This is a genomic window from Allobosea sp. WAO (genome assembly GCF_001509835.1).
Lineage (GTDB): Bacteria > Pseudomonadota > Alphaproteobacteria > Rhizobiales > Beijerinckiaceae > Allobosea.
In genome coordinates this window covers 23,059-43,877 of the sequence record NZ_JXTJ01000012.1, presented here as the reverse complement: position 1 = coordinate 43,877, position 20,819 = coordinate 23,059, and the positions used below count along the sequence as shown (strand labels likewise).

Below are 20,819 nucleotides of genomic sequence, written 5' to 3'. Positions count from 1 at the left end.
CGGCCCCTCGGCGGCTTTATTGTTGCGAGAGATCGAGACCGGGCTCGTACGCCCGGTCCACATCCTTGATGATCGCCTGCCCGCAGATCACGCGCCCCGCCTTCTCGTCATAGGTCAGGGTCGGGGGCCCGTAGAGGACCCAGCCACGGCTCAGCGCCTCCGAGACCCGATGACAGAACGAAGCGTCATCGGGCCCGGTCAGGTAGCGATAGAGCGTGGTCTGCTTGGGCATGGTCGGCGGCTCAGCGCTCCACAGCCAGGGCGACGCCCATGCCGCCGCCGATGCACAGCGTGGCGAGGCCCTTCTTCGCGTCGCGCTTGGCCATCTCGTGCAGCAGCGTCACCAGCACCCGCGCGCCCGAGGCGCCGATCGGATGGCCGATCGCGATCGCGCCGCCATTGACGTTGACGATGTCGGGGTTCCAGCCGAGGTCCTTGTTGACCGCCAGCGCCTGGGCGGCGAAGGCCTCGTTGGCCTCGACGAGGTCGAGATCGCCGATCTTCCAGCCGGCCTTCTCCAGCGCCTTGCGCGTCGCCGGGATCGGCCCGGAGCCCATGATCGCCGGATCGACGCCGGCCGTCGCCCAGGAGGCGATGCGCGCGAGCGGCGTCAGGCCGCGCTTGGCGGCTTCCTTGGCGGTCATCACCACGAGCGCAGCGGCCCCGTCATTGATGCCCGAGGCGTTGCCGGCGGTGACGGTCCCGTCCTTGGAGAAGGCGGGCCTGAGCTTCGCCATCGCCTCGATCGTCGCGCCATGGCGCGGATACTCGTCGGCATCGACGACGATGTCGCCCTTGCGGGTCGAGACGGTGAAGGGAAGGATCTCGTCCTTGAAGCGGCCGGCCTTCTGCGCAGCCTCGGCCTTGTTCTGCGAGCCGACGGCGAAGCGGTCCTGTTCCTCGCGGCTGATCTGCCATTTGGTCGCGACGTTCTCGGCGGTGGTGCCCATATGGTAGCCGTGGAAGGCGTCCCAGAGCCCGTCCTTGATCATCGTATCGATGAACTTGGTGTCGCCCATCTTGGTGCCGGAGCGCAGATGCTGGGCATGCTGCGACATCGACATCGATTCCTGGCCGCCGGCGACGATGATGTCGGCATCGCCATTGGCGATCTGCTGCAGGCCGATGGCGACGGCGCGCAGGCCCGAGCCGCAGAGCTGGTTGAGGCCCCAGGCGGTCGCCTCCTGCGGAATGCCCGCGATCATCGCGGCCTGGCGGGCCGGGTTCTGGCCCTGACCGGCGGTCAGGATCTGGCCCATGATGACCTCGTCGACCTCACCGGCCTCGACCTTGGCGCGCTTCAGCGCTTCCTTGATCGCCGCGGCGCCGAGATCGTGAGCCGGCGTATTGGCGAAGGCACCGTTGAAGGCGCCGACTGCGGTGCGCGCAGCGCCCACGATCACGATGTCAGTATCAGCCATTGGCTTGTCCTCCGGTTCTCTCACGCCTCCCGCCTCCGGCGGTTCGGCAAACTGTTCTCCGCACCTTCGAAGGGCGCGGCGACGCCGTCAAGCCAGCCATGGGGCGAAGCCTATCATCGAGGCAACGGCCGCCCCTGCCGCAACGGCGCTCAAAAAACTTGCAGCAGGGCGCCGACGAGCTATCGTCTGGCGGGGAACCGTTTTCCGGCTCCGTCCCGATCCCGGGACGGACGGCCGGAGCAAGGCGCGTGGGTATCTATGGCCAGCGACAAAGAAGCGACCGTCATCAAGAAATACGCCAATCGTCGGCTGTACCACACGGGCACAAGCTCCTACGTCACGCTGGAAGATCTCGCCGGCCTGGTGCGCAACGGCGAAGATTTCGTCGTCTACGACGCCAAGAGCGGCGAGGACATCACCCGCTCGGTGCTGGCCCAGATCATCTTCGACGAAGAGAGCAAGGACGGGCAGAACCTGCTGCCGATCGCCTTCCTGCGCCAGCTCATCCGCTTCTACGGCGACAGCATGCAGGCCCTGGTGCCGCGCTATCTCGAATTCTCGATGGAGAATCTGACCAAGGAACAGAACCAGTTCCGCGAGCAGATGAGCAAGGCCTTCGGCGGCGGCACCTTCGGCACCGGCGCGCTCGACGCGATCCAGGCCCAGACCCGCGCCAACATGACGATGTTCACCGAGGCCTTCCAGCTCTTCAACCCGTTTGCCGCGGCAGCAGCCAAGGCGCAGGCGGAAGCCCCGTCGACGGCGCCGGAAAACGCCGAGCTCGGCGATCTCAAGCGCGAGCTCAACGAGATGCGCGAGCGGCTCGACAAGCTCGCCAAGAGCAAGTGAACGGGAAAGCGCGCCAGTTGCGCGACTAACGATCGCATCGGGCGGCTGCCTCGCCGCCCGGACACCTCAGACGGCTTCGCGCAGCGGCTCGGCCCGCGCCTGATCGGGCTGCCAGAGCTCCGCCTTTCCGACCAGATGGCCCTGCAGATAGGTCACGCCCCAGTCGCGCAGCATCGCGGCCTGAAGATCGTCGTCGACCCATTCCGCCACCGTCTCGACTTCGAGATGGCGCGCCAGTTCCAGCAAAGTGCGCACGAAGAACCGGTCATCGGTCGAGCGTCGCAGATTCTGGGTGAAGGCGCCGTCGAGCTTCAGGATGTCGATCGGGAAGGCGCGCAGATGCCGCAGCGAGGTGTGGCCGGCGCCGAAATCGTCGATGGCGATGCGCGCGCCCTGCTCCTTGATCCGTGTCAGCAGCTTCACCATCCGCGCGGAATCGTCGATCGTCGCGGTCTCGGTGACCTCGACGATCAAACGCGAAGTCTCGGCGCTGCGGCCGCCCGTGCAGGCGAGGAAGGCATCGAGCCATTCCGGATCGGCGAGCGAGCGCGGCGAGACGTTGACCGAAAGCACCATTTGCGGCTGCTCGGCCAGCAGGGCCATGACGAGCTCAAGCACGCGATGGTCGAACAGCCTGATCAGACCGCGCCGCTCCAGCACCGGGATCAATTCCGGCGTGGCGAGGAAGCCCCCGCCCTGCGCCCGCTCGACCCGCAGCAGCGCCTCGCTGAAGACGGGCGCTCGGGTGGCCGCGCTGACTACGGGCTGGAGAGCGAGACGGACCCGGCGCTCGTTGAGCGCGACCACGGCCTCGATGTCATGGCTCGCAGTGCCGGCACCGGTTTCGCGCACGACGTTGCGCCGGGCGATGACCGCCGCGTCGACGGCTCCGGCCTTGGCCCCCGCAAGCGCATTCTCGGCCGCCGCGACCAGTGCGCCGCCCTCCCGTGACAGGTCCGGCGCGACCGCCGCACCGACCCGCAGCCGCGCCAGCGCGATGCCGCGCGAGGTCTCGATCGCGGACTGCGCCACGGCCTTGATGAAGCGTTGCGCCGCCACCTCGACCTGCGAGGCCGGGCAGCCCGACAGCAGGATGGCGAAGCGATTGCCGGAATAACGCATCAGATGGTCGCGCCGGCGCATCACCGACCGCAGGCGCTCCTGCACTTCCTGGATGATCTCGTCGGTGGCCTCATGGCCGAAATCGTCGTTGAGGCGGGCAAGCTCGTCGATCGCGCCGATCAGGACGACGAGGCCACGCTCGGCAGGCAGATGCTCGGCCAGCGCCGTCTCGACATGCTCGACCAGCGAGGCGCGATCGCAGAGTTCGTGATGATCGGCGCCCAGCTCCTCGGGCCGCACCGCCCGCTCGAGCCGCAGGACGCCGCGCGCTCGGGCCGGACGTCCATCCATCCCCGCAAACCAGCGCCCCGCATCTTCGATCCACATTCTGCGGCCGGCCAGGTCGGCGGCATAGCGGGTGCGATAGACCACCCCGTCGCCGAAATCGTGCCCGCCCACCGAATAGATCGCATCATAGCGGCTGCGCCCGCTACCGGGCTCGACCAGCCCGGCGAAGGCGAGGCCACGCGCCAGCACCGCCGGCGCGACCGGGCCGAGCACCTCGGCGACGTTCGGGCCCCATTCCAGAGCGTCGGTGGCGATGTCCCAGGTGTAGACCACCTCCCCGATCGAGGAGAGCAGGCTGCGCGGATCGACAATTCTCTCGTCGCGGGAGCCGAAAATGGAAGGCGCGGGCATCGGACAGCGGCCTCGGCGACGGAGAGGGGCCGTCGGACCCGGATTCGAGAGGGCGGAATCTGTGCCGAAACGATGCATCCGGCTGGGTTAACGCACGGTTAAGGCCGGCCCCCCGCTTGCAGCTTAGCCCTCCGAAAAGCCTTGGCGTTTCGGAGCGGCACAATGATCACGCAGGTCTGGAATGATTTTCCAGAGCGCCGCAGGGCCGAGCGGCGTAGCCCGCCCGCCATGGTCGTCCCCGCCGCCTTCCTGGTACAGCTCGCCGCCAGCCAGGCCGGGATCGGCCCGTTCGCCCGGCGCGGCCGCGAGACGCCCGCGATCGCCGCTGGTCTCTACCGCAAGGCCGCCGGCGCGCCGCGCGCACCGGCCCGCATCACGACGCGCCTCGCCTGAGCTCTGCCGCAAACACGAAAAAGCCGGCCTTACGGCCGGCGATTTCTAATCGAATTCGACAAACGAGGCCTTTGGCCTCGCCCGTTATCAGGCCTCGGTCTTGGCCTTCAGGACCTGGCGGCCGCGATACATGCCCGACTTCAGGTCGACATGGTGCGGACGGCGCAGCTCGCCGGAGTTCTTGTCTTCGATGTAGGTGGGCTGCTTCAGCGCGTCGGCCGAGCGGCGCATGCCGCGCTTCGACGGCGAAGTCTTTCTCTTCGGAACGGCCATGGTACTCTCCATCATGCCGTCGCGGGAAGCGCCGGGCTTTCGCCCGCACGACCTGTGCGACGACGTCACATTCGTGAGGTGGCAGGCCTTTACACGCTTGCGCGCGCTCTGGCTAGAGCATCCGGCCGAAAATCTGGCAAAGCCGCAGCGCTCCGGCGCGGCAGGGCGCAATCGCCGAGCGGCCCGAGCTGGAGCATGCGCCGCTGCACACGCCCGGCGGCCGCCTGCAGGCCCCGACTTGGCCGGCCGGGATTGCGCAGGATCGGATTGGGCAGGGCGCCGGCGAGCCGCGCCGCCTCGGCCGGATTCAGCTTCGCCGCCGGCTTGCCGAAATAGAGCTGCGCCGCCGCCTCGGCACCGAACACCCCGTCGCCCCATTCGGCGATGTTGAGATAGACCTCGATGATCCGGCTCTTCGGCCAAGCGAGATCGATAGAGAGCGCCACCGGCAATTCCAGCGCCTTGCGGACATAGGAGCGGCCCGGCCAGAGGAAGAGGTTCTTGGCGGTCTGCATGGTCAGCGTCGAAGCGCCGCGGCTCGGCCCGTCCTCGTCCTGCAGCACCGCGTTGAGCTCGCCCCAGTCGACGCCGGCATGGCTGCAGAAGCGCTGGTCCTCGGAAGCGATCACGGCGCGGACCAGATGCGGCGAGATCTGCTCCAGCGGCACCCAGTCGCGATTCACCTCGCGAAAGGTCAGCCAGCGCCCGAGCATCAATGTCGATGGCGCCGGGACGAAGCGGTAGAGCACGAGCGCCGCCACGAAGCTGATCGCCAGGGCCAGCATGGTCATCGTCAGGATGCGGATGATTCGCGTCGCGAGTCCCCTGCGCTTCGGACCCGGATTGCCTGCCATTCCTGTCATGCCCCACGCTTGACGATGAAGCCCGCCTCCTGCAAGCCCCAAAACGCTGGGCACCGGCCCGGCAAGCGAACGCAAGAGGGCTTCATGAGTTCCGCGCAGACCGCCTCCGAAGAGGCTCTCGCCGCCGGTCTGGCCGAGACCGCCGATGCCATCGAGACACTGCTCGCCAGCCTGCTGCGTGACGAGCCCGAGGCCGGCGAGATCCACCGCCCGGCGCGTCTGCTGGCTGCGATGCGCCATGGCGCGCTCGGAGGCGGCAAGCGCCTGCGCCCCTTCCTGGTCGCCGAGACCGCCCGGATCTTTGGCGTAGAGCGCGCGCAGGCCCTGCGCGCCGGCGCGGCCGTCGAATTCGCCCATTGCTACTCGCTGGTCCATGACGACTTGCCGGCGATGGACGACGACGACCTGCGCCGCGGCCGGCCAACCGTGCACAAGGCCTTCGACGAGGCGACCGCGATTCTCGCCGGCGACAGCCTGTTGACGCTGGCCTTCGACGTCCTCTCCGACCCCGCCACCCATCGCGACGGCGAAACCCGCGCCGCACTGGTGCTGATGCTGTCGCGTGCGCTCGGCGCCGGCGGCATGGTCGGCGGCCAGATGCTCGATCTGGCGGCCGAGGGGCGCTTTCCCGCCGAAGGCGCGCCTGCGCGTCTCGGCGAGGCCGCTATCCTGCGCCTGCAGGCGATGAAGACCGGAGCGCTGCTGGCGGCCAGCGTCGCGCTCGGTGCCCGTCTCGGACAGGCCGATGCCAAGAGCATGGCAGCGCTGACGGATTACGGCCGGGCGCTCGGAGCGGCCTTCCAGGTCGCCGACGACATCCTCGATATCGAAGCCAGCACCGAGCAGATGGGCAAGGCGACCGCCAAGGACGATGCTAGGGGCAAGGCGACGCTGGTCACGGCCCTCGGCCTCGAGGCGGCGAAGCGCGAGCGCGACCGCTTCAGCGAGCAGGCGGTCGCTGCTCTCGCTGGTTTCGGGCCGGAGGCGGCGATGCTGCGGGCGGCGGCGCGCTTCGCCGCCAGCCGCAGGAGCTGAATCCGCCTTCCGTCATTGCGAGGAGCATAGCGGCGAAGCAATCCAGGAAGGCGTAGCTCTGTCGCCCCTGGATTGCTTCGCTACACTCGCAATGACGGTGGAATGGCTACGTCAGACCGTGACCTGCGTCCCGACCTCGACCACGCGTCCAGTCGGGATCTGGAAGAAGTTGGTGGCGTCGGTCGCGCTCTTGGTCAGGCCGATGAAGAGATTGTCCTGCCAGACCGGCATGCCTGAGTTCGGCGAGGCCTTGATCGAGCGGCGCGACAGGAAGAACGAGGTCGACATGATGTCGAACTTGAAGCCCTGCTTGCGCAGTATGGCGAGCCCCTTGGGGACGTTCGGGCTCTCCATGTAGCCGTAGATCATCTCGACCCGCCAGAAATCGTCGGTGATCCGCGAGAGCCTGACGCGCTCGCTTTCGGCGACGCGCGGCGTGTCGGCCGAGCGCACGGTGAGGATGACATTGCGCTCGTGCAGCACCTTGTTGTGCTTGAGATTGTGCAGCAGTGAGGCCGGCGCCGTCTCCGGATCGCTGGTCAGGAACACCGCCATGCCCTTGACCCGGTAGGGCGGGCTCTTGGTCAGCATGCCGACCAGTTCGAGCAGCGGCACATCGGTCTTGCGGGTCTTGTCGAACAGGATCCGCGTGCCGCGCACCCAGGTCCACATCAGTACCGTCAGCGCGATCGCGAACAGCACCGGGACGTAGCCGCCGCTGAACAGCTTCAGCAGATTGGCCGAGAAGAAGGCGAGGTCGATGATGATGAAGGGCACCAGCACCAGAGAGGTCGCCAGCAGGCTCCAGCGCCAGCCGCGCCAGATCACGATGAAGGCGAGCAGCGAATCCACCGCCATCGCCCCGAACACCGAGATGCCATAGGCGTGCGAGAGGTTCGAGGAGGTCCTGAACGTCCAGATCAGCAGCAGCACCGTCAGAAGGAGCAGCGTGTTCATCCGCGGGATGAAGATCTGGCCGGAGGTATGCTCCGAGGTGTGGCGGATCTCGAGGCGCGGCAGCAGGCCGAGCTGGATCGCCTGCCGGGTCAGCGAGAACGCCCCGGTGATCACCGCCTGGCTGGCGATGATGGTGGCAATCGTCGCCATGATCACCAGAGGCAGGGTGAACCCCTGCGGCGCGAGGCGAAAGAAGGGATTCTCGATCGCCGAGGAATCCGAGAGGATCAGCGCGCCCTGGCCGAGATAGTTCAGCCACAGCGCCGGGAAGACCAGATAAAGCCAGGCGCCGCGGATCGGCCCGCGCCCGAAATGGCCCATATCGGCGTAGAGCGCCTCGGCCCCGGTGACCGCGAGACAGACGGTGCCGAGCACGGCCAGAGACAGGCCGGGATGATCGATGAAGAAGCGCAGGCCGTGATAGGGGTTGATCGAGGCGAGAACCCCGAGATCGTCGGAGATATGGTAGATTCCGAGCCCGCCCAGGGTCACGAACCAGACCGTCATCACCGGGCCGAAGAAATTCGCGACCTTGGCCGTGCCGCGGCTTTGCACCAGGAAGAGCGCGATCATGATCACCGAGGCGATGGTCACGACATAGTCGTCGAGCACCGGCGTCACCAGCTTGATGCCCTCGATCGCCGAGAGCACCGAGATCGCCGGCGTGATCACCGCATCGCCATAGAACAGCGCCGCCCCCGCCATGCCGAGGAACAGCACCACGCCACCGCGGCTGCGCCCGAGCGCGCGCTGCGCCAGGGCGACCAGGGTCAGCGTGCCGCCCTCGCCGTTATTGTCGGCCCGCAGCAGCAGCACGACGTATTTCAGCGTCACGACGCTGACCAGCGACCATAGGATCAGCGAGAGCACACCGAGAATGACCTCACGCGGCAGCGGCCCGGCAAGCGTGACCTCGGCAGCACCGCCATGGCCACCCGACGCGGCACCGGTGGCAGCCAGGATCGTCTCGCGCAGTGCATAGAGCGGGCTCGTGCCGATGTCGCCGAAGACGACGCCGAGCGCACCGAGCGCGAGCGCGGCATAGCTGTGCGAGGAATGGCCGCCATTTGCCGGCTCTTCGAGACCGAAACGGTCCCCATCCGGCTTGGCAGGGGCCGGATTCTGCTGGTCATGACCCATCAAGGGTGCTCCGCGGGTGCTGCGACGCAGCGAAAGGCCGGGGCCTCTAGCACAGCCCTTATCGCGCGCATAGGTACAAGCGCAGCAAAGCCACAGGCCGTCCGCGGCTACTCCGCCGCCTTGGCGCGCAGCTCATAGGCCTGCCCGAAGCGCCGGCCGATATACTCGTCGACCATCGTCTTGAATTCGGCCGCGATATGCGCGCCGCGAAGCGTCGTGACCTTCTTGCCGTCGACGAAGACTGGCGCCGTCGGCGCTTCGCCGGTGCCGGGCAGCGAGATGCCGATATCGGCATGCTTGGACTCGCCGGGGCCGTTGACGATGCAGCCCATCACCGCGACGTTGAGTTGCTCGACGCCGGGATAGCGCAGCTTCCAGTCCGGCATCGACGCGGCGATCCAGTCCTGGATGTCGCGCGCCAACTCCTGGAACACGGTCGAAGTGGTGCGCCCGCAGCCTGGGCAGGCCGCGACCTGCGGCACGAAGGCCCGAAAGCCCATGGTCTGCAGCAGTTCCTGCGAGGCCTTGACCTCGAGCGTACGGTCGCCGCCCGGTTCCGGTGTCAGTGAGAACCGGATGGTGTCGCCGATACCGTCCTGCAGCAGCACGCCGAGCGCCGCCGAGGAGGCGACGAGGCCCTTCGAGCCCATGCCCGCCTCGGTCAGCCCGAGATGGATGGCGTAGTCGCCGCGCGAGGCCAGCATCCGGTAGACCGCGATCAGGTCCTGAACGCCCGAGACCTTGGCCGAAAGGATGATCCGGTCGCGCCCGAGCCCGATCTCCTCGGCTCGCTCCGCCGAGAACAGCGCCGAACGCACCATCGCCTCGCGCATCACTGCGCGCGCATCGATCGGCCGGGGCGACCGTGCATTGATGTCCATCAGCCCGGTCAGCAGCTCCTGGTCGAGCGAGCCCCAATTGGCGCCGATGCGCACGCTCTTGCCGTGCTTGATCGCGAGTTCGACGATCTGGCCGAACTGCCTGTCCTTCTTGTCCTTGAAGCCGACATTGCCGGGGTTGATCCGGTACTTCGCTAGCGCCTGCGCACAGGCGGGATGATCGGCGAGCAGCTTGTGGCCGATATAGTGGAAATCGCCGATCAGCGGCACGTCGATGCCGAGAATGTCGAGCCGCTCGCGGATATACGGCACAGCCGCCGCCGCCTCGTCGCGGTCGACGGTGATGCGCACGAGTTCGGAGCCTGCCCGCGCCAGCGCCGCGACCTGGCCGACGGTCGCCGCGATGTCGGCAGTGTCGGTATTGGTCATCGACTGCACGACGATCGGCGCGCCGCCGCCGACCTTGACGTGCCCGACCATGACCGGGACCGTGCCCGCCCGGGGTGCGGGTGCGGCTTGCGGACCTTCGGGCAGGCAGATCTGTAGCGGCTCGGTCATGAAAGAGGTCCGGATTTCAGGGCCGGTAACGGTTCGCACCGGCTGAACTGCGCCCTTGCGGGGAGATCGTCAAGCTGCCTCGGCATTACGGCAATGTTCGCAGCGCCCGACGATCTCGACCACCTGGTACGAGGTCTTGAACTGCCTGGCCTGCGCCATGCCGCGAATCGCGCTGCGCATCGCCGGCGAAGCGTCCTCGTCGACCCCGCCGCAGACCTCGCAGATCAGGAAGGCGACGGCCTCGTCGGCGCCGTGCCCGTGCGGGCAGGCGATGAAGGCATTGCGCGAGCTTAAGCGGTGGACGAAGCCCTGCTCGACCAGGAAGTCGAGGGCGCGATAGATCGAGATCGGCGCCAGCCTGCGCCCGCCGGGCGGCGAGATCCGGTCGGCAAGATCATAGGCGCCGACCGGGCGGTGGTCGGCATAGAGCGCCTCCAGCGTCTTGCGCCGGATCGGCGTCAATCTAAGGCCGCGCTCGCTGCAGACGGCTTCCGCCCGTGCCAGCCCGGCCTCGGCCTGATCGGCGTGGTCATGGGCGTGCTGGCACAGGCCGTGCGCATGGCCGCGCTCATCGGCGTGCAGATGGCCATGGTCGTCGCCATGGTGGTGCGCGTCTGGCTGCATTTTCGTCATGTTGCGTTGCAATATCACATCGGGCAGCGTTGGGCGACCGCGGCCGCCCCGGCTGGCGCGGCCGCCCTCGCCGCCTGTAAGCTAAGCAATTCCCCGCAGAATGTCAGGAGCTGCCCGCAATGTTCCTCAAAGACCGCACCGCGCTCGTCACCGGCTCCACCTCCGGCATCGGCCTCGCCTACGCCCGCGCGCTCGCGGCGGAAGGCGCCAATGTCGTGATCAACGGTTTCGGCGATGCCGACGCGATCGAGAAGGAACGAGCGGGCATCGAGACCGAGTTCAAGGTCAAGGCGCGCTACTCGGCCGCCAACATGATGAAGCCCGACGAGATCGCCGCCATGGTCGCCGAGGCCGAGACCGAATTCGGAGCCATCGACATCCTCGTCAACAATGCCGGAATCCAGCATGTCGCACCGGTCGACGAGTTCCCGCTCGAGAAATGGGACCAGATCATCGCGATCAACCTGTCCTCGGCCTTCCACGCCACCCGCGCCGCCCTGCCGAAGATGAAGCAGAAGGGCTGGGGCCGGATCATCAACACCGCCTCCGCCCACGCTTTCGTCGCCTCGCCGTTCAAGTCGGCCTATGTCGCCGCCAAGCACGGCATCGCCGGCTTCACCAAGACGGTGGCGCTCGAGGTTGCGACCCATGGCATCACCGTCAACGCGATCGCCCCCGGCTATGTCTGGACGCCGCTGGTCGAGAAGCAGATCCCCGACACGATGAAGGCGCGCAATCTCACCAAGGAGCAGGTCATCAACGACGTGCTGCTGCTGGCCCAGCCGACCAAGCAATTCGTCACCGTCGAGCAGGTCGCGGCGCTCGCCGTCTTCCTCTGCACCGACTCGGCGAAATCGATCACCGGCACGACCCTGCCGATGGACGGCGGCTGGACCGCCGCGTGACCGGCCGCCGCCAGCGCCGCGTCCCGCAGGTCAAGGGCCTTGCCGGGCCGAAGGCGGAGAAGTCGGTCAATCTCGCTCTGCAAGGTGGCGGCGCCCATGGCGCCTTCACCTGGGGCGTGCTCGACGCGATCCTCGCCGATGGCCGGATCGCGATCGAAGCGATGACCGGCGCCAGCGCCGGCGCGATGAATGCCGTCGTGCTGGCCGAGGGCTGGCTCGATGGCGGAGCCGACGGCGCCCGCACGGCGCTGGAGAATTTCTGGCGCCGGATCAGCGTCGACGGCAAATATGGCGGCTCCGAGCGCTCGCTGATCGACACCATGCTGGGCGCCTGGAGCAATGGCCACCCGCCCGGCCTGATCTGGTTCGAGATGTTCTCGAAGATGGCGAGCCCCTATGACGTCAACCCGCTCAACATCAATCCCCTGCGTGGGGTGATCTCGGACCTGATCGACTTCGACAAGGTGCGCGGCTGCGCCGACGTCAACCTGTTCATCGCCGCGACCAATGTCCGTACCGGCAAGATCAGGGTCTTCACCCGCCAGGAACTCACCGCCGACCATCTGATGGCCTCGGCTTGCCTGCCGATGCTGTTCCAGGCCGTGGAGATCGACGGGCAGGCCTATTGGGATGGCGGCTATATGGGCAATCCGGCGCTCTATCCTCTGTTCTACGAGGCGCAGGGCGACGATATCCTGCTGGTCCAGATCAATCCGCTGGAGCGCAAGGAATTGCCGACCAATGCCCGCGCCATCCAGGACCGGCTGAACGAGATCACCTTCAACGCCTCGCTCCTGCGCGAATTGCGCGCCATTGCCTTCGTCAACCGCCTGATCGATGCCGGCAAGCTCTCGACCGCCGACTACAAGCGCGTGCTGATGCACCGGATCGATGGCGGCGCGCCTCTGGCCCAGCTCACCAGCTCCTCGCGCCTTCGGGCCGAATGGGATTTCCTGCTGCGCCTGCGTGATATGGGGCGCAATGCTGCCAAGCGCTGGCTCAAGCGCAATTACGACGCGATCGGCAAGCAGGGCACGGTCGATCTCAAGGACGCGATCGACTGAAAGCTGAGCGGCAGCGCCGTCACGGCGCTCCGCCCAGCCGCCACACCGAACTCTTCTTGATCTCGGCATCCTCCAGTGCCCGCGTCACCGGCACCTGGTAGGTCGCGACCTCGATGAGCCGGTCCTTGGGCAGGTAGCTGCGGCCGGGATCGCCGATCAGCACCTGCGCACCGCGTCCGGCGAGCGCCGTCAGCCAGTCGATCACCTGCCCGGCAAGCTCGCGCTCATAGCAGATGTCGCCCGCGAGCACCGTGTCCCAGCCCTCGTCCCGGCCGATCAGGTCCTCGCGCCGTGGCACGACCGAAACCCCGTTCGCCTCGGCGTTGAGACCGATCGCGGCGGCCGCGAACGCGTCGATATCGGCCGCCGCCACATGGGCCGCGCCGGCCTTCGCCGCAGCGATGGCGACAAGCCCGGAGCCGCTGGCGAAATCGAGCACGCGCCGGCCGCGCACCGTCTCCGGATGGTCGAGCACATAGCGGGCAAGAGCCTGCCCACCGGCCCAGGCGAAAGCCCAGAAAGGCGGCGGCAGGCCGATCGTCGCGAGCTCCTCCTCGGTCTTCTGCCAAAGCTCCGTCGCTTCCTCGGCGACATGCAGCGAGATCTCCGGCGCATGCGGCACCGGCAGGAGGCGCGTATGGGCCCGGATGAAGCCGAGCCTGTCCGCCGTCGCCAGCGCCTCGCTCATGCGACGACATCCGCCTGGGGCTGGCCGAGCAGGCCGCGATAGAGCGCCTTGACCCCCTCCATCACATCGCGCTCGGTATAGCCGGCGAGCAGCCGCTCGCGCGCGCTCACTCCCATGCGCTCGACCATGCCGGGCGAGCCGGCGAGCGTCATCAGCGCCTTCGTCAAAGCCGCGACGTCATTGGCCGGAACGACGAAGCCATCCTGCCCATCCCGCACGAACGAGCGGCAGCCGGGCACATCGGTGGTCAAGAGCGCCCGGCCGCAGGCCGCCCCCTCCAGCAGGCTGCGCGGCAGGCCTTCGCCGCCGCGCGAAGGCAGGCAGCAGAGCTGATGCGCGCGCCAGACGCCCTCGATATCGCGCGTCGGCCCGGCCCATTTGATGCCGGGCCGCGACGACCATTCCCGCAAGGTCGCTTCCGGCACCGCTTTGGGATTGGAGGGATCGGGTGCGCCGTAAAGCGTGAGTTCGATGCGCGCGCCCTGCTTGCGCGCCAGCGTCACCGCCTCGACGGCGAGATCGGCGCCCTTCGACCAGAGCATGCGCGCGACGACGGCGACCTTGAGCGGCGGCTGCGGCGGCATCGGCTCCGGCATCAGGATCAGCGGGTCGACGCCGGCGCCGCCTACGATCGCGACCTTGGTAGCATCGGCCGGATCGAGGCCCAGCATCACCGGATCATCGGGGTTCTCGAACAGGAAACGGACCAGCGGCCCGTCGATCGCCTCACGCAGCCAGAGCCGCGCCGCCAGTCGCGCCGCCTGCGCCGGAAAGCCCTCGCGGGCGCCGAGGAAGCCTAGCCCGGTCAGCGCGTAGACGCGTCGCTCGACCCCGGCGAGTTTCCCGGCAAGCCCTGCGAGCGCAATCGGCTTCAGCGCGATGCAATGCAGGATGTCGGGCTTCTCGGCGACGATCAGCCGCTTCAGCGCCGCGACCTGCCGGTAGAGCGCCTTGGGCGAGAGGCTGCGGCGCTCGGCTTCGAGCGCGATCAGCCTTGCGCCGACCGCTTCGATCACGCGCCGGTGCTGGCGCTCGCGGGCGATCACGGCGACATCGAAGCCGAGTTCGCGCGCCGCCCGCGCCATCGGCAGGAAGTGCGAGGCGAAGAACCAGTCCTCGGTGGCGACGAAGAGAAGCTTGCGGCGGGCCATGCGCGCATCAGGCTGATGCCGACCCGAAAATCAAGCACCAAGGATAGACTCAGGCAGGGCCGCCATGCCCTCCGGTTGCTGGACGCGAGGCCCCACGCTTGCGAGAAGGGGCCGAAAGCTCACCCAACACGGGACGTAGAAATGGACAACCGCAACGATCTCTGGCGCCATGTCGACGCCAGCAAGGAGCGCTTCATCGAACTCAGCGACCGGGTCTGGGCGATTCCGGAAGTCTGCTACACCGAGAAGCGCTCGGTCGCCGAGCATGTCGCCGAACTGAAGCACCAGGGCTTCCGGATCACCGAGAATGTCGCCGACATTCCGACCGCAGTGATCGGCGAGGCCGGCGAAGGCGGCCCGGTCATCGCCTTCCTCGGCGAGTACGACGCGCTGCCGGGCCTCAGCCAGGAGGCCGGCGTCGCCGAGCATCGCGAGGTCGAGGCCGGCGGCCACGGCCATGGCTGCGGCCACAACCTGCTTGGTTCGGCCGCCCTGCTGGCAGCAACCGCGATGAAGAACTGGCTCGCAGAGAACAAGCTGCCCGGCCGCGTGCGCTATTATGGCTGCCCGGCCGAGGAAGGCGGCGCCGCCAAGGCCTTCATGGTTCGCGCCGGCGCCTTCAAGGATGCCGATATCGCGATCTCCTGGCATCCGAACAGCTTCTGGGAGGTGACGCCGCCGCTCTCGCTCGCCAATACCCGCGCCGACTTCACCTTCACCGGCCGCACCTCGCACGCCGCCGCCTCGCCTGAGCTCGGCCGCAGCGCGCTCGACGCCGTCGAGCTGATGAATGTCGGCGTCAACTACATGCGCGAGCACATGCCGAGCGATGCGCGCGTCCACTATGCCCTGCTCGACACCGGCGGCATCGCCCCGAACGTCGTCCAGGCCCATGCCCGCGTGCGCTATTCGATCCGCGCCCGCGACCTGCCCGGCATGCTCGAACTCGTAGGCCGCGTGAAGAAGATCGCCGAGGGCGCCGCGCTGATGACCGAGACCAAGGTCGAGGTGAAGATCGTCAGCGCCGTCTCCAACGTCGTCGGCAACGGCCCGCTGGAGAGCGCCCTGCAGGGCATCATGGAAGATCTCGGCCCGCCGCATTTCGACGAGGCCGACCAGGAGTTCGCGCGCAAGATCCGCGAGACGCTGACCCAGAAGGACATCGACGCGCTCTGGCGCTCGATCGGCATGCCCAAGACCGATGCGGCGCTCGCCGACTTCACCGTGCCGCTCGACGCCCCGCGCAACCCGGCGATCGGCTCGACCGATGTCGGCGACGTCAGCTGGGTCGTGCCGACCGTGCAGGCCCACGCGCCGACGGTCGCGATCGGCACGCCGTTCCACACCTGGCAGGTGGTGGCGCAGGGCAAGACGCCGGCCGCGCACAAGGCGATGGTTCAGGTCGCCAAGGCGATGGCCGCGACCGGCGCCGCCGTGCTGACCGACCCCGCCCTGATGGCGGCGGCCAAGGCCGACTTCCAGAAGCGCGTCGCCGCTGATGGCGGCTATGTCTCGCCGATCCCGGCCGAGGTGAAGCCGCCGCTGGCCATGTCGACCGGCGGCTGAACGAGACAGCGACACGAAAAAAAGGGCCCGCCTTCTGGCGGGCCTTTGAGTTCGGCCGGGGAGGACGGCCTCGGGAAAGCTCAGTAATAGGTGCGGCAGACGCGGCGGGTGCCGATGACGTCGCCGTAATAGTTGACCCGGTCGACCAGATGGCAGCGGCGCACCGGGCCGTAGGCATAGGCCGGCTCGTAACCGTAGCCATAGCCGTAACCATAGGCGGGGCTGGCAGCCGCAGCGGCGAGTGCGCCGACGGCGAGCGCACCGACGATGCCGGCTCCGATGGCGGCGCCGCGATAGCGCGGGCGGGCTTCGGCATCAGAGGCGGCGAAAACGGAAGCGCCCAGCGCCAGGGCGGCGACGGCAGCGGCGAAGCTCTTCTTGGTGCGGGTCATGTTCGTTCTCCGATGGGTAGCCGGGTGGCGAACCATTCGCCATGTCCCGGTCTTGTCCCCCGCTGAACCGGAATCGCCGGCACCCCCGAAAAAAGAATCCAGAACCTCCACCTGCCTCGCCACGAAGGCGGCCCAAGACCCGGCCATCCCGGCTTGTTTTCCGCGATCGGTGGCGTTTGATGCGAGGCAGCACCGCGGAAAAAGGCCTCGCCATGCCGATGAGGACGATCGCATTCGGATTCTGCCTTGCCCTGGCCGGCGGCAGCGCCGCGGCGGAGGACTGGACCAGCAGCTACACCACCCATGACTACGCCAAGTGCCGCAAGACGAAGCCGGACGACCAGGGCGTCTCGGTGCATCGCTGCGCCGGCAAGGCCGGCATTCCGGTGATCTGGACGGCCGGCGACGATTCGGCCTCGGTCGATTTCAGCACCAAGCCGATCGCCGAGCCGATCTCGGACAAGGCGAGCTTCTTCGAGGCCGGCCGGACAATCGAATGGCGCGGCCCGAAAGGCGGGCGGCCTCAGGCCGCGATCCTGCGCTATGCCACTGGCCGGAATATCGGCAAGCTCGACGGCAGCCGGCTCGTCGTCTACCGGCTCGGCGCCGACGGCGTCTCCTGCATCATCGGCAGCGTCGACGGCCGGGCCCGCGATGCCAATGCCGCCGCCCGTCGCCTTGCCGACGAGAAGGCGCCCGGCTTCCGCTGCGGCCAGGACCTCCGCGCGGAGGAGTAGGCCTCGAGACAGCGACCTCAGCCCTCATCCTGAGGAGCCGCGTAGCGGCGTCTCGAAGGATGTTTCAGGATGCTCCCAAACCTTCTGGAGCATCCTTCGAGACGCGCTCCTGCGGAGCGCTCCTCAGGATGAGGGCTGAGAATTCTCGAACAGCTGAAACTCTAGCCGTAGAGATATTTCGGCAGCCAGAGCGCGATCCCCGGGAAGACATAGACCACCACCATCGCGAACAGCACGATCGCCAAATAGGGCATCACGCCGGAGAAGATCTGATTGATCGTCACATGCGGCGGCGCGATGCCCTTGAGGTAGAACGGCGCCATCGCAACCGGCGGCGACAGGAACGAGGTCTGGATGTTCAGGGCGATCAGGATGCCGAAGAACAGCGGATCGATCTTGAAGAACTCCAGCAGCGGCAGGAAGATCGGCACGAAGATCACGATGATCTCGGTCCATTCCAGCGGCCAGCCGAGGATGAAGATGATGATCTGCGCGACGATCAGGAACATGGTCGGCGACAGGTTCAGCGCCGTGACCAGATTCTTGATCGGCTCATGACCACCGAGGATGGCGAAGATCGACGAGAAGATGAAGGAGCCGACGAAGAGCCAGCAGACCATCGCAGAGGTCCGCGCCGTCAGGATCACGGACTCCTTGACCTTGCCGAAGGTCAGCGAGCGATAGGCCGCCGCCAGGATCAGGCTGCCGAGCGAGCCGACGGCGGCGGCCTCGGTCGGCGTCGCGATGCCGAAGAAGATCGCGCCCAGCACCGACATGATCAGCAGGGTCAGCGGGAAGAAGCTGGTCGCCAGCGCCCAGGCCACCGTGGTCCAGGGCACGTCGGTCTGCTCCTTCGGCAGCTTCGGCGCCAGCGCTGGGTTCAGCCAGCAGCGGATCAGCACATAGAGCATGTACATGCCCGCCAGCAGCAGCCCAGGGAAAAGCGCGCCGGCATAGAGCTTGGGCACCGAGACGCCCGCCGTGGCGCCATAGAGGATCAGCATCACCGAGGGCGGGATCAGGATGCCGAGGCAGCCGCCAGCGCAGACCACGCCGGCCGAGAGCTTGACGTCGTAGCCCGCCCGCAGCATCGCCGGGAAGGCGAGCAGGCCCATCAGCGTCACCACCGCCCCGACGATGCCGGTCGCGGTCGCGAAGATCGCGCAGGTCGCGAGCGTCGCGATGGCAAGTGAGCCCGGAACATTGCCGAGCGCGAGCTGGATCGAGAGGAACAATTTGTCGAGGATGTTCGCCCGCTCGATGATGTAGCCCATGAAGATGAAGAGCGGGATCGAGACCAGGACGTCGTTGGCCATCACCGAATAGGTGCGCTGGACCACGAGGTTGAACACCGTGTCGCCCATCGCCCAGTAGCCAAAGCCGACACCGAGAGCCATCAGCGTGAAGGCGATCGGGAAGCCGAGCATGATGAAGACGATGAACAGGACGAGCATCAGCACGCCCAGTTCGGGATTACCCATGCCAAGCAGCATCAGATCGCTTTCCCGGCTTCGGGCGCGCCCTGCGCGGCCGCAGCCTGTTCGAGAATGAGCTTTTCGGTTTCCTCGACATCGTGCAGCCGCGGCGGCCATTCGCCGGTGCGCAGGCAGATGACGCAGCGAGCGACCTCCGCCAGGCCCTGCACCGTCATCAGCACGCCGGCGATCGGGATCAGCGACTTGAAATGGTAGAGCGGCGGGCCGTTCGGCGAATTCGAGGAGTGCTCGCCAATCATCCAAGAGAAGGCTGCGAACTTGTAGCCGGCCCAGGCCAGCGCGATGATGCCGGGGAAGAAGAAGATGAAGTAGAGCGCCAGATCGAGCCGCGCCTGCGTGCGCGGCGCCCACTGCCGGTAGAGGAAGTCGCCGCGGACATGGGCGTTACGGGCAAGCGCATAGGGCCCGGCCAGCATGAACAGCGTGCCGTAGAGGATGTAGCTGACGTCGAAGGCCCATTCGGTCGGCGCGCGCAGCACGTAGCGCGCGAAGACCTCGTAGCTGATCGCCAGGGTCAGGATCAGGATGGTCCAGCCGGCGAGCTTGCCGATGGCGGTGTTCACCTTGTCGATCGCGAGGATCAGTCCCATGCGTATCCGCTGCCTGCTGCTTGGAATCGAGGGCGCAGAACGCCCGCCATCGCAAGGGATGGCGAGCGGATCTTCATCGAGCGGACCTGATCAGGTCTTGAAGAAGTGGTTGAAGGCGAGCTCGCGCGAGGGCTCGTTGAGCCTCTGGTAGGAAACGGTGCGCTTGACCCAGTCCTTCTGCGAATCCACCACCTTCTTGAAGAAGGGGCTTTCCCCGCCGAGCTTCTCCAGAACCTTGTCCCAGGCCGCGAGCTGCGCCTTCAGGATCGCCTCCGGCGTCGCGACGACATTGACGCCCTTGGCGCGCAAGGCCTCGATATCCTTGGAATAGCGGTCGAGCGCCTTCCAGTTCATGTCCGAGGACGCTGACTCCGCCGCGAACTTCACCATCGCCTTGAGCTCAGGAGCGAGCGCATCGAACTTGGTCTTGTTGAAGAGCAGCTCGAAGCTTTCCGCCGCCTGATGGTAGCTCTGCAGCATGTAGACCTTGGCGACGTCCTGGAAGCCGAGGATCGAGTCGGAGGACGGGTTGTTGAACTCCGCCCCGTCGATCACGCCGCGCTCCAGCGCCGGCACGATCTCGCCGCCGGCGAGGATGGTGACCGCGGCGCCCATTTCGCGCTTCAGATCGGCGGCGAGGCCGACGGTGCGGTATTTCAGCCCCTTGAAGTCGTCAGCGGTCTTCAGCTCCTTCTTGAACCAGCCGAGCGGCTGGCACGGCATCGGCCCGGAGAAGAAGCCGACCAGATTCAGCTTGAGCTGGTTCTGGACGAGGTCGTTGTAGAGATCGTAGCCGCCGCCATAGTTCATCCAGCCGAGGAAGTTGGTGGCGTCCCAACCCAGCGCCGGCGGTGTGCCGAACAGCGAGAAGGCCTTGTTCTTGCCGTACCAATAGGCGGAGACGCCGTGGCCGCCGTCGAGGATGCCGGCCGCGACCGCGTCCTGCATCTGGAAGGCCGGCACGACGGCGCCGGCGGCGAGCACGTCCATCTTCAGCCGGCCGCCGGACATGTCATTGACGCGCTTGGCGAAGTCGCCGGCGAATTCGTGGAAGATGTCCTTGGTCGGCCAGGTCGACTGGAATTTCCAGGTCACGGTCTGCGCCCGGCTGACCTGCGGCATGGCAACGGCGCCAGCCCCCGCGAGCCCGGCGACCTTGAGGAAGTTGCGCCGGCTGGCGCGCGTCTTCGTCGGTTCGGAAGTCATAGTTCTCTCCCCAGAAGCTGCGCCGTTCGACCGGCGTGCATTTGTTTGCGGCTCTGCTGGCCAGCTTCCAGAGTTTATTGGCCCCGCGCATCTGGCAAGGGGCAATTAGTCGAAGGAATGAGCGCAGAAGGGAATGAGTGCTGTTCCCGCACGGAAACAAAGCACTGAAAGCGCATGTTTTATCGCGTCGCACCATCAAGATGACGCTAAGGAATACGGAAAGTCGTCGCCGAGCAAAAAACCCGCCCGGCATGGCCGGGCGGGTTTTCATCAAGAAACTCTCGAGATTTCGCCGCCCTTGC

General features: G+C 67.1%; 21 protein-coding genes. 7 read left to right on the top strand and 14 right to left on the bottom strand.

What is annotated here, in order from left to right:
- Positions 1-16: 16 nt before the first annotated feature.
- Positions 17-232, bottom strand: a complete 216-nt coding sequence (locus tag DK26_RS21775) for a DUF1737 domain-containing protein (RefSeq protein WP_066477006.1) — start codon at positions 230-232, stop codon at positions 17-19.
- 10 nt (positions 233-242) lie between these two features.
- Complete coding sequence (locus DK26_RS21770; protein ID WP_066477000.1) at positions 243-1,421, bottom strand: acetyl-CoA C-acetyltransferase; 1,179 nt, start codon at positions 1,419-1,421, stop codon at positions 243-245.
- A 258-nt stretch (positions 1,422-1,679) separates the two neighbouring features.
- Here DK26_RS21770 and phaR point away from each other — a divergent pair, with 258 nt between their 5' ends.
- Entirely contained in the window at positions 1,680-2,270 is a 591-nt protein-coding gene (phaR, locus tag DK26_RS21765; RefSeq protein WP_066476997.1) for a polyhydroxyalkanoate synthesis repressor PhaR, read from the top strand.
- A 66-nt stretch (positions 2,271-2,336) separates the two neighbouring features.
- Here the strand turns inward: phaR and DK26_RS21760 are convergent, their stop codons facing one another.
- Entirely contained in the window at positions 2,337-4,031 is a 1,695-nt protein-coding gene (locus DK26_RS21760) for a bifunctional diguanylate cyclase/phosphodiesterase (RefSeq protein ID WP_066476995.1), read from the bottom strand.
- Between the two features lie 162 nt (positions 4,032-4,193).
- Between DK26_RS21760 and DK26_RS21755 the strand changes: the two genes are divergently transcribed.
- A complete protein-coding gene (locus DK26_RS21755; RefSeq protein ID WP_066476992.1) occupies positions 4,194-4,424 on the top strand; it encodes a hypothetical protein in 231 nt (76 codons plus the stop codon).
- Between the two features lie 87 nt (positions 4,425-4,511).
- Here the strand turns inward: DK26_RS21755 and rpmF are convergent, their stop codons facing one another.
- Both rpmF and mtgA read right to left on the bottom strand, forming a co-directional pair.
- On the bottom strand, positions 4,512-4,697 hold the full coding sequence (gene rpmF / locus DK26_RS21750) for a 50S ribosomal protein L32 (protein ID WP_043233137.1): 186 nt from the start codon (positions 4,695-4,697) through the stop codon (positions 4,512-4,514).
- 89 nt (positions 4,698-4,786) lie between these two features.
- Positions 4,787-5,551 carry a monofunctional biosynthetic peptidoglycan transglycosylase gene (gene mtgA, locus DK26_RS21745; protein ID WP_248310084.1) on the bottom strand — a complete coding sequence of 255 codons (765 nt, stop codon included), beginning with the start codon at positions 5,549-5,551 and terminating at the stop codon, positions 4,787-4,789.
- Positions 5,552-5,644: 93 nt separating this feature from the next.
- Between mtgA and DK26_RS21740 the strand changes: the two genes are divergently transcribed.
- On the top strand, positions 5,645-6,595 hold the full coding sequence (locus DK26_RS21740; RefSeq protein WP_066476988.1) for a polyprenyl synthetase family protein: 951 nt from the start codon (positions 5,645-5,647) through the stop codon (positions 6,593-6,595).
- A gap of 111 nt (positions 6,596-6,706) precedes the next feature.
- Here DK26_RS21740 and DK26_RS21735 read toward each other — a convergent pair whose 3' ends face one another.
- The 3 genes from DK26_RS21735 to DK26_RS21725 form a co-directional block, all read right to left on the bottom strand.
- The gene (locus DK26_RS21735; protein ID WP_083533454.1) at positions 6,707-8,692 is read right to left on the bottom strand and encodes a potassium transporter Kup; all 1,986 of its coding nucleotides are present in this window, start codon (positions 8,690-8,692) and stop codon (positions 6,707-6,709) included.
- A 107-nt stretch (positions 8,693-8,799) separates the two neighbouring features.
- Positions 8,800-10,011, bottom strand: a complete 1,212-nt coding sequence (ispG, locus tag DK26_RS21730; RefSeq protein ID WP_248310083.1) for a flavodoxin-dependent (E)-4-hydroxy-3-methylbut-2-enyl-diphosphate synthase — start codon at positions 10,009-10,011, stop codon at positions 8,800-8,802.
- 147 nt (positions 10,012-10,158) lie between these two features.
- Entirely contained in the window at positions 10,159-10,722 is a 564-nt protein-coding gene (locus DK26_RS21725; RefSeq protein WP_083533452.1) for a transcriptional repressor, read from the bottom strand.
- Between the two features lie 119 nt (positions 10,723-10,841).
- Between DK26_RS21725 and DK26_RS21720 the strand changes: the two genes are divergently transcribed.
- Together DK26_RS21720 and DK26_RS21715 are read left to right on the top strand one after the other, a co-directional pair.
- Positions 10,842-11,627: a 3-hydroxybutyrate dehydrogenase gene (locus DK26_RS21720; protein WP_066476983.1), complete on the top strand. Its 786-nt coding sequence runs from the start codon at positions 10,842-10,844 to the stop codon at positions 11,625-11,627.
- A complete protein-coding gene (locus tag DK26_RS21715; RefSeq protein WP_066476981.1) occupies positions 11,624-12,691 on the top strand; it encodes a patatin-like phospholipase family protein in 1,068 nt (355 codons plus the stop codon). The genes DK26_RS21720 and DK26_RS21715 overlap by 4 nt, the downstream gene beginning before the upstream one ends.
- Before the next feature lie 19 nt (positions 12,692-12,710).
- On the opposite strand, the gene DK26_RS21710 is transcribed toward DK26_RS21715, so the two are convergent.
- Both DK26_RS21710 and DK26_RS21705 read right to left on the bottom strand, forming a co-directional pair.
- Entirely contained in the window at positions 12,711-13,379 is a 669-nt protein-coding gene (locus tag DK26_RS21710) for a methyltransferase (protein ID WP_066476975.1), read from the bottom strand.
- Complete coding sequence (locus DK26_RS21705; protein WP_066476973.1) at positions 13,376-14,530, bottom strand: glycosyltransferase family 4 protein; 1,155 nt, start codon at positions 14,528-14,530, stop codon at positions 13,376-13,378. The genes DK26_RS21710 and DK26_RS21705 overlap by 4 nt, the downstream gene beginning before the upstream one ends.
- 141 nt (positions 14,531-14,671) lie before the next feature.
- On the opposite strand from DK26_RS21705, the gene DK26_RS21700 reads away from it, so the two are divergent.
- The gene (locus DK26_RS21700) at positions 14,672-16,096 is read left to right on the top strand and encodes a M20 family metallopeptidase (protein WP_066476971.1); all 1,425 of its coding nucleotides are present in this window, start codon (positions 14,672-14,674) and stop codon (positions 16,094-16,096) included.
- Between the two features lie 80 nt (positions 16,097-16,176).
- On the opposite strand, the gene DK26_RS21695 is transcribed toward DK26_RS21700, so the two are convergent.
- On the bottom strand, positions 16,177-16,488 hold the full coding sequence (locus tag DK26_RS21695) for a hypothetical protein (protein WP_083533451.1): 312 nt from the start codon (positions 16,486-16,488) through the stop codon (positions 16,177-16,179).
- 212 nt (positions 16,489-16,700) lie between these two features.
- Between DK26_RS21695 and DK26_RS21690 the strand changes: the two genes are divergently transcribed.
- Positions 16,701-17,225, top strand: a complete 525-nt coding sequence (locus DK26_RS21690; protein WP_066476969.1) for a hypothetical protein — start codon at positions 16,701-16,703, stop codon at positions 17,223-17,225.
- A gap of 161 nt (positions 17,226-17,386) precedes the next feature.
- Here DK26_RS21690 and DK26_RS21685 read toward each other — a convergent pair whose 3' ends face one another.
- The 3 genes from DK26_RS21685 to DK26_RS21675 all read right to left on the bottom strand — a co-directional run bounded on the left by DK26_RS21685 (position 17,387) and on the right by DK26_RS21675 (position 20,517).
- Positions 17,387-18,706, bottom strand: coding sequence for a TRAP transporter large permease subunit (locus DK26_RS21685; RefSeq protein WP_184231696.1), 1,320 nt, complete (start codon positions 18,704-18,706; stop codon positions 17,387-17,389).
- 11 nt (positions 18,707-18,717) lie between these two features.
- A complete protein-coding gene (locus DK26_RS21680; protein WP_066476964.1) occupies positions 18,718-19,311 on the bottom strand; it encodes a TRAP transporter small permease subunit in 594 nt (197 codons plus the stop codon).
- 90 nt (positions 19,312-19,401) lie between these two features.
- Positions 19,402-20,517 (bottom strand): TRAP transporter substrate-binding protein, encoded by a 1,116-nt coding sequence (locus DK26_RS21675; RefSeq protein ID WP_066476961.1) that lies wholly within the window; start codon positions 20,515-20,517, stop codon positions 19,402-19,404.
- Positions 20,518-20,819: the final 302 nt, after the last annotated feature.